8 protein-coding genes and 1 riboswitch are annotated in these 7,078 nt (G+C 70.3%); of the genes, 3 read left to right on the forward strand and 5 right to left on the reverse strand.

What is annotated here, in order from left to right:
* The coding region (locus RWX45_RS01135) for a helix-turn-helix transcriptional regulator (protein ID WP_316021956.1) at positions 1–694 on the reverse strand (694 nt) is incomplete at its 3' end.
* A gap of 68 nt (positions 695–762) precedes the next feature.
* Between RWX45_RS01135 and RWX45_RS01140 the strand changes: the two genes are divergently transcribed.
* From RWX45_RS01140 to hisG, 3 genes are all read left to right on the forward strand, one after another.
* Positions 763–1,947 (forward strand): DUF3866 family protein, encoded by a 1,185-nt coding sequence (locus RWX45_RS01140; protein ID WP_316021957.1) that lies wholly within the window; start codon positions 763–765, stop codon positions 1,945–1,947.
* Between the two features lie 4 nt (positions 1,948–1,951).
* A complete protein-coding gene (locus RWX45_RS01145; RefSeq protein WP_316021958.1) occupies positions 1,952–2,215 on the forward strand; it encodes a phosphoribosyl-ATP diphosphatase in 264 nt (87 codons plus the stop codon).
* Positions 2,216–2,294: 79 nt separating this feature from the next.
* On the forward strand, positions 2,295–3,140 hold the full coding sequence (hisG, locus tag RWX45_RS01150) for an ATP phosphoribosyltransferase (RefSeq protein ID WP_316021959.1): 846 nt from the start codon (positions 2,295–2,297) through the stop codon (positions 3,138–3,140).
* 164 nt (positions 3,141–3,304) lie between these two features.
* Here hisG and RWX45_RS01155 read toward each other — a convergent pair whose 3' ends face one another.
* From RWX45_RS01155 to amrA, 4 genes are all read right to left on the reverse strand, one after another.
* Positions 3,305–4,342 (reverse strand): ABC transporter substrate-binding protein, encoded by a 1,038-nt coding sequence (locus RWX45_RS01155; protein WP_316021960.1) that lies wholly within the window; start codon positions 4,340–4,342, stop codon positions 3,305–3,307.
* A gap of 56 nt (positions 4,343–4,398) precedes the next feature.
* Positions 4,399–5,247 carry an ABC transporter permease gene (locus RWX45_RS01160; protein ID WP_316021961.1) on the reverse strand — a complete coding sequence of 283 codons (849 nt, stop codon included), beginning with the start codon at positions 5,245–5,247 and terminating at the stop codon, positions 4,399–4,401.
* 158 nt (positions 5,248–5,405) lie between these two features.
* Positions 5,406–5,546, reverse strand: a riboswitch (FMN riboswitch).
* A 76-nt stretch (positions 5,547–5,622) separates the two neighbouring features.
* On the reverse strand, positions 5,623–6,726 hold the full coding sequence (gene amrS, locus RWX45_RS01165; RefSeq protein ID WP_316021962.1) for an AmmeMemoRadiSam system radical SAM enzyme: 1,104 nt from the start codon (positions 6,724–6,726) through the stop codon (positions 5,623–5,625).
* The coding region (gene amrA / locus RWX45_RS01170) for an AmmeMemoRadiSam system protein A (protein ID WP_316021963.1) at positions 6,723–7,078 on the reverse strand (356 nt) is incomplete at its 5' end. The genes amrA and amrS, both read right to left, overlap by 4 nt.

A 7,078-nucleotide genomic window follows, 5' to 3' on the forward strand; every position in this document is an offset into this window, starting at 1 on the left:
GTGTGAAGGCGGCGGCGTCGGACACGAGGGAGACCCTCCCGACGATCCGGGCCAGCCGGAAGGTGCGTGGCTGCCCGGACGGGCAGTCCAGAGCGTCGAGGTACCAGGCCCCCTCGCTCATGCGCAGCCGGTGCGGCTCGACGGTGCGGGCCCGCACCCGCCCGGAGCTGGCCGAGGCGTAGTCGAAGCTGACCCGGCGGCGCTCCGCCACGGCGGCGGCAAGCTCGGCGGGGACCTCGTCACCGGCGATGTCAACGCTGAGGTCCGGGAGCGGGGCGTCCCCGGCGGCCGGGGCGGCTACGGCCCGGATCTTCGTCAGTGCGTGTCGGGCGGCAGGGGTGAGGGCACCGCTGCGCCAGGCAGAGGCCGCCAGGTCAATGGCCGCGGCCTGCGGCGCGGTGAGAGCGAGCTCAGGCAGAACATAGTCGGCGTCGGTGATGCGATAGCGGGACTCCTCCCCCTGGCCGGTCGTCGTGATCTGGATGCCGAGGTCACGCAGCACGCCCTTGTCGCGTTCGAACATGCGCCGTGCCGAGTCCCCGCCCGTGTAGCCGGTGACCGTCTGGGTGATCTCCACGGCGGTCAAACCCGTGACCGTGTGGCGCAGCGCCAGCAGCAGGTTGACTTGACGCTCCTCGGCGGGAATCGCCGCCGGACCGGTGTGAGATTCGGTGGGGGATGCTGTGCTGGCCACGGCAGCAGCCTAGGTGCTCGGGCGGCCGCCGCGTGGGCATGACGCCCGGCTTGGCTTAGGGTGAGCCCATGATGTGGCGCGACGGCGACGTGCTCGGTGCGCGGCGGACCTGGGGGAAGCCGGGGAGGCGCTGCGCTGAGGTGGAGGTGCGCATTGCCTCGGCTCCGCCCGGGGCGGAGGTACTCACGCCCGGCGCATCATGCCGGGCGGTGGCCTACGAGTCGCTGACCGGCCTGCCCGAGGTCGGGGAGTGGGTGCGACTGGAGGTATCTGCGCTGGCCCGCGGGCTCGGCACCGGTGGGCACGCCATGGTGGCCGCCCGCCCGAGCGTGCTGCCCCCGGATCCGCCGGCGGGCGGTCACCTCGTCAAGGCCCGCTATATGCCCGACCAGGTCATGGTCACCGGCGTCGATGAGCAGGATACCGCTGCCCACGCGCTGCTGTCCGCGCCGCTCGACTCGCTCACACTGGAGGGGGCGCCCGTCGTCGTCGCGGACCTGCATTCGGCGCTGCCCGCCATTGTGGCCGGCCTGTACGCCCCGGATGACGCTGCACGCGAGGCCGAGGCGGGCCCGGAGCTGCGCGTCGCCTACGTCATGACCGACGGCGGCGCCCTGCCGCTGCCCTACTCGCGGATCGTCGCCGGGCTGCAGCAGGCGGGCCGCCTGGTGGGAACCGTCTCGGTCGGCCAGGCCTGGGGCGGGGACCTGGAAGCGGTGAGCATTCACAACGGCCTGCTGGCCGCGCGGCATGTGCTCGGCGCCGACGTCGTCGTGGTGGCGCAGGGGCCCGGCAACCTGGGCACGGACACGCCCTGGGGGTTCTCCGGGGTTGCCTGCGGCGACGTCATCAATGCCGCCAGCGTGCTGGGCGGGCAGCCGGTCGCCTGCCTGCGGGTGTCTGAGGCGGACGCCCGGTCTCGGCACCGGGGCATCTCACACCACTCCCTTACCGCCTATGGGCGTGTTGCGCTGGCCGCCGCAGACATCGTCGTCCCCCGTCTGCCGGGGGCCCTGGGCGAGCAGGTACGGGCCCAGGCCGACGCGCTGTGCGCCCCTCGCCGGCACGGTTGCACCCATCGGCGCGTGGAGGTTTCTGTAGCGGGACTGCGTGAGGCACTGGTGGCCCTCGAGCAGGAAACCGGGGTACGCCTTCACACCATGGGGCGCGGCCTAGATGAGGACGCAGCGGCCTTTCTGGCCGCGGCCGCCGCGGGACGGTACGCGGCCCGCGTCGCTGCTGCACTACGCTGACGCCATGAAGACCTTCGAGGACCTTTTCACCGAGCTGAGCCACAAGGCCGAGACCCGCCCCGCAGGATCCGGCACGGTCGCGGAGCTTGATCGCGGCGTGCACTTCATCGGCAAGAAGCTCGTCGAGGAGGCGGCCGAGGCCTGGATGGCCTGCGAACACGAGTCCGACGCCGCCGCGTGTGAGGAACTCAGCCAGCTGCTTTACCATGCCCAGGTCATGATGATCGCCAAGGGCTACACGCTTGAGGACATCTACCGGTACCTGTGAGCGCGACCGACCCCCGCCCCACTCCCCCGCGACTTGTCCATCTCTTCCCGCTTCCACTTTTCACCTAGTCAGGATCACTGTGCTGCGCATCGCCGTCCCCAACAAGGGCTCCCTGTCCGAGCCCGCCACCACCATGCTCGACGAGGCGGGCTACCGCACCCGCCGCTCCGGCCGGGAGCTCGTCTTAGTCGACGACGCCAACCAGGTTGAGCTGTTCTTCCTCCGCCCGCGCGATATCGCCGTCTACGTCGGCCAGGGGACGGTGCATGCCGGCGTCACCGGACGCGACCTGCTCCTGGACTCCGGGGTGGAGGCCATCGAGCACCTGCCGCTGGGCTTTGCCCGCTCCACCTTCCGCTTTGCCGCGCCGGTGGGCACCATGCGCACGCTCGCCGATGTCGAGGGAAAGCGGGTGGCCACGTCCTACGACGTGCTGGTGCGCAACTACCTCGCCTCGCAGGGGGTCACTGCCCAGACCGTCCACCTGGATGGGGCCGTGGAATCGTCGGTGCAGTTGGGAGTCGCGGACCTCATCGCCGATGTGGTCGAGACCGGCTCGACGCTGCGCGCCGCCGGCCTGGAGACCTTCGGCGAGCCGCTGCTCGCCAGTGAAGCGGTGCTCATCACCACCGAGCAGTACCGGGATGAGCCCGGCCTGGCCACGCTGGTGCGTCGCCTGGAGGGTGTGCTGCGGGCACGCTCCTATGTGCTCGTGGACTACGACATCCCCATGAACCGTCTGCACGTGGCCAGCGAGATCACCCCGGGCATCGAGTCCCCGACCGTGTCTCCGCTGCAGAATCCCGACTGGGTGGCGGTGCGCGCCATGGTGCCGCGCAAGGACGTCAACCGCATCATGGACGAGCTGTACGCCATCGGGGCGCGCGCCATCCTGGTGTCCTCCCTGCTCGCCTGCCGGCTGTAAGCCGCCCACCCGGACGTCCGCAGGCGGGCCGGTGCAGGGCGAGGCGCCTCAAGGCGCCTGACCCGTGGCTCAGCATCACCGAAACCGGCACTTATAACATGCCGAAACCGGCACTAATAACGTGCCGGTTTGGGTGAGCTGCAGTGCATGCAGCCGGACGGGGGTCACGCGGTCAGCAGCGGGTCGCACACGTCGTCGGACGTCACCGTGGTCTCCCCCAGCAGCCCGCGGCCGGCGAGGAAGTCGATGGTCTCCCCCACCTGCTCGGGCACAAGCGAGCCGATGACGGTGTCCTCGCTGGGACGCACCAGCTCACCGGTGGCCACGGCCACCTCGCGGGCGTGATCGGCCTGCGTCTGATCCACCAGGTCCGGTACGTACTCCTTGGTGGCCTCCACGGCCGCGTCCGGGTCATCAACAAAGGTGGTCATGCCCGCCGCGGAGGCCATCACCGCCGCCTCCAGTTCCGCACGTCGCTGCGCCAGCACCTCCGGTGTGGTGACCAGGGAGGCGCCCAGCAGCGGGACGTGGTCGCCGATGGTGATGATGCGCACCGGCATGCCGTTCTGGGCGATCTGGACGGCGTCGTTGTTGGAGAAGCCGGCGATGGCGTCGACCTTGCCACTGGCCAGAGCCGCCTGCTGGGTGTAGCCGATCTCCTGCACATCGACGTCGTCCTCGGTCAGCCCGGCGGAGGATAGGGCCACCAGCACCGAGTACCAGGTCTCCCCGGTCTTGCCCGGGGTGCCGATGGACTTGCCGGCCAGTGACGCCAGGTCAGTGATATCGGAATCCTCGGGGACGATGATGCAGCCGGGGTAGCGCTGGTAGTAGCCGCCGATGACGACCAGCGCGTTGCCATTGGAGGCGGCCACAATCGCCTCATCCCCTCCGGCGACGACGATGTGCTCGGTGCCAGCCAGGAGCGCGTCGAACTGGCCCTCCTGCTCGCCGTGGTGGCGCAGGGACACGCCCTCCGCGTACTGGCCGTCCGCCGCCGCCAGGTAGAACGGCGCGAACTGCACATTCGGGGTGTAGGTCATGCCGATGACCAGGCCGCCTGCGGATGCGGATGCCGTGGCGGTTTGGGACTGGGAGCCGGTGCCGGAGGCGCAGGCTGCCAGCACACCGGCCGTGCCCACACCCAGGGCAGTGAGCAGCGCACGGCGGTTGAGCAGGACCGGTGCGGACGGAGCGGACATGGGGTTCCTTTCGTTGCCGTGAGGCGGTTGGGGGAATGGGGAATTGGCTGAGGCGGTCAGGTGGCGCGGCGCCCGCGCATGGAGGCGACGACGCGGCTGCGCCGCTCCAGCTCATGCAGTACCCAGTGGATGGTGGTGGCGATGACACACAGCACCACGATGGTGGAGAACAGGCCAGTGGTGTCGACCGTCTGCCGCTGTGAGGCCAGCACCATGCCCAGCCCCTCGCCGCCCATGGTCATCTCACCGATGACGGCGCCGGTGACCGACAAGGTGAAGCCGGTGCGCAGACCGGACAGGATGGAGGGCAGCGCCATGGGCAGCTCCATGTAGATGAGCAGTGACAGCCCGTGGGCGCCGTCGAGGCGGGCGGCGTCGATGACGTCGGCGTCCAGACCGCGCAGCCCCAGCAGCACCGTGACGGTAATGGGGAAGAACACCATGAGCACGCACAGCACCACGGTGGGCAGGGTGCCGTAGCCGATCCACACAACCAACAGCGGGGCGATGGCGATGGCGGGCACCGCCTGCGAGGCGGCTACATACGGCAGGACGGCACGGGAAAAGGCACGGGACCGGTACAGGGTCCAGGCCAGTGGCAGGGACAGGGCGGCAGCTGCCAGGCAGCCGAGCAGGGCCTCGCGCAAAGTCACCCACGTGTAGGTGGCCAGGCCGCCTTCGGTGAAAGCCAGGATGAGACGGCGCAGCACGTCGATGGGGCCCGGCAGGAACACCGGCGGGATGAGCCCGGCCCGGGTGACCGCCCACCAGACGCCCAGCAGTACCAAGCCGAGGGCGAGCGCAGGGTTGAGGGGGAAGGCAAAGGACGCGCCCCGGCTGGCGGTGGGGGCGGCTTCCCGGCGGAAGATGCCCAGCCTGCTGCGGCTTGCGGCGGCGGTGCTCATCGCGGTGTCCTCTCCGGCTCCCCGGGGACATCCGCCCCGGGAACACTCCGGGGTGACAGGCGGTGCGCACAGGCGCCGCACGGCACGACATCCAGGTACCACCGCGGCAGCGTACCCGTGCGGGTGCGCGCCAGCGGCCGGCGACGCCGGACGCGTGCCACGTTCTCCTCCCATCCGGACTTTCACCGTCGGTACCGGAATTTCACCGGCTCAGCCGATTGCGCCATCCCGGTGGGAGGCGCTCTCGGGTCGCGGACTGTCACCGCCGGTTCGGACTTTCACCGACCCCGGAGCACGTGTTCTATAGCGGACGCTAATACCTTCGACCGGGAGATGACAAGTGGAAGGTGACAGTTCCCGGTGCCGCGGGTCGCCTCACCATCCCGCCAGAGGGATGCGGCGTGTGCCGAAGTCGCCGGGATCGTCGGCGTCGAAGAGGCCCGGCAGCACCCGCCCGCAGTGGGTGCAAGCCCCCGTCGCATCGAGTGCGTAGGTCACGACGGTGTAGCCGGCGCGCTCAATGACCGCCCGACCGCAACCGGGACAGTACGTGGTGGAGCCGGCCTCGTCGCGCACGTTGCCGATATAGACGAAGTGCAGCCCGGCCGCCAACGCAACCTCACGCGCCCGCCTCAAGGTCTCGGGCGGGGTGCGTGGACGGTCGAGCATGCGGTGGGAGGGGTGAAAGGCGCTGAAGTGCAAGGGCGTATCCGCACCGAGCTCACGCGACACCCAGGTGGACAGCGCACTCACCTCGGCAGGTGAGTCGTTGAGCCCGGGAATGAGCAGCGTGGTCACCTCCAACCAGGTGGAGGTGCGCTCCCGCACCCGCACCAGTGTGTCCTGGACATCCTTGAGCCGGGCACCGGTGACGCGCCGGTAGAAGTCATCGGTGAAGCCCTTGAGGTCAATATTGGCGGCGTCGACGGCGCCGAACAGTTCCAGCCCCGGCTCTTGACAGATCCAGCCGGCGCTGACCGCGTAGGCGAGTAGTCCCCGCTCGTGGCAGGCGGCGGCGGTGTCGATGGCGTACTCGGCGAAGACGACGGGATCGTTATAGGTCAGGGCGACGGCCCGTGCCCCCACCTGCTCGGCCAGGTGCGCCACCTGCGCGGGTGGGGCGTCGGCGCTGAGCACCGCGGTGCTGCAAGCCGTGGAGATCTCCCAGTTCTGGCAGAACTTGCAGGACAGATTGCAGCCCGCGGTCCCGAAGGACAGCACCGAGCTGCCGGGGTGAACGTGGCCCAGCGGCTTCTTCTCCACCGGGTCCAGGCACAGCCCGGTGGAGCGCCCATAGGCGGTCAGTACGATCCGCTCGCCGCAGCGTTGGCGCACGAAGCAGAATCCGCGCTGCCCGTCCCGCAGCCGGCAGTGGCGCGGGCACAGGTCGCATTGCAAGCGTCCGTCCTGCGTCCGATGCCACCAGCGGGCGGTGTATCCCGTGTCGCCGGGGGCGACCGGCGTCGTCGGGGCGGTCATGGCTCCTCCCAGGCGCGCACGCGGTAGGTCTCCACCACCAGGTCCTCATCCCAGAACCCCGGCGACCAGCCGGCCTTGCGCTTGAGCTGACGCAGGAACTGCTCCGGTTCGGGCAGCTCCTGCCACACCTGTGGAAGGAAGGTGGCGCGCCGCGCTCCCAGACGCAGCACGACGCCGTCGACGCCCGGGTGCAGACGCCGCAGTACGTCTTGCTCGCTGGCCGCGTCCAGGGGCTGCGGGGCGGTGAGCACCGACACCTCCAGCCGCAGGGACGGCAACTCGGCCGCAGTCACTGGCGGGAAGCGGGGGTCGCGCAGGGCGGCGGCGATGGCGTTCTCGACGACGTCGCGCC

The sequence above is a fragment of the Actinomyces sp. MRS3W genome (genome assembly GCF_032465695.1).
In the GTDB taxonomy this organism is placed as follows: Bacteria; Actinomycetota; Actinomycetes; order Actinomycetales; family Actinomycetaceae; genus Actinomyces.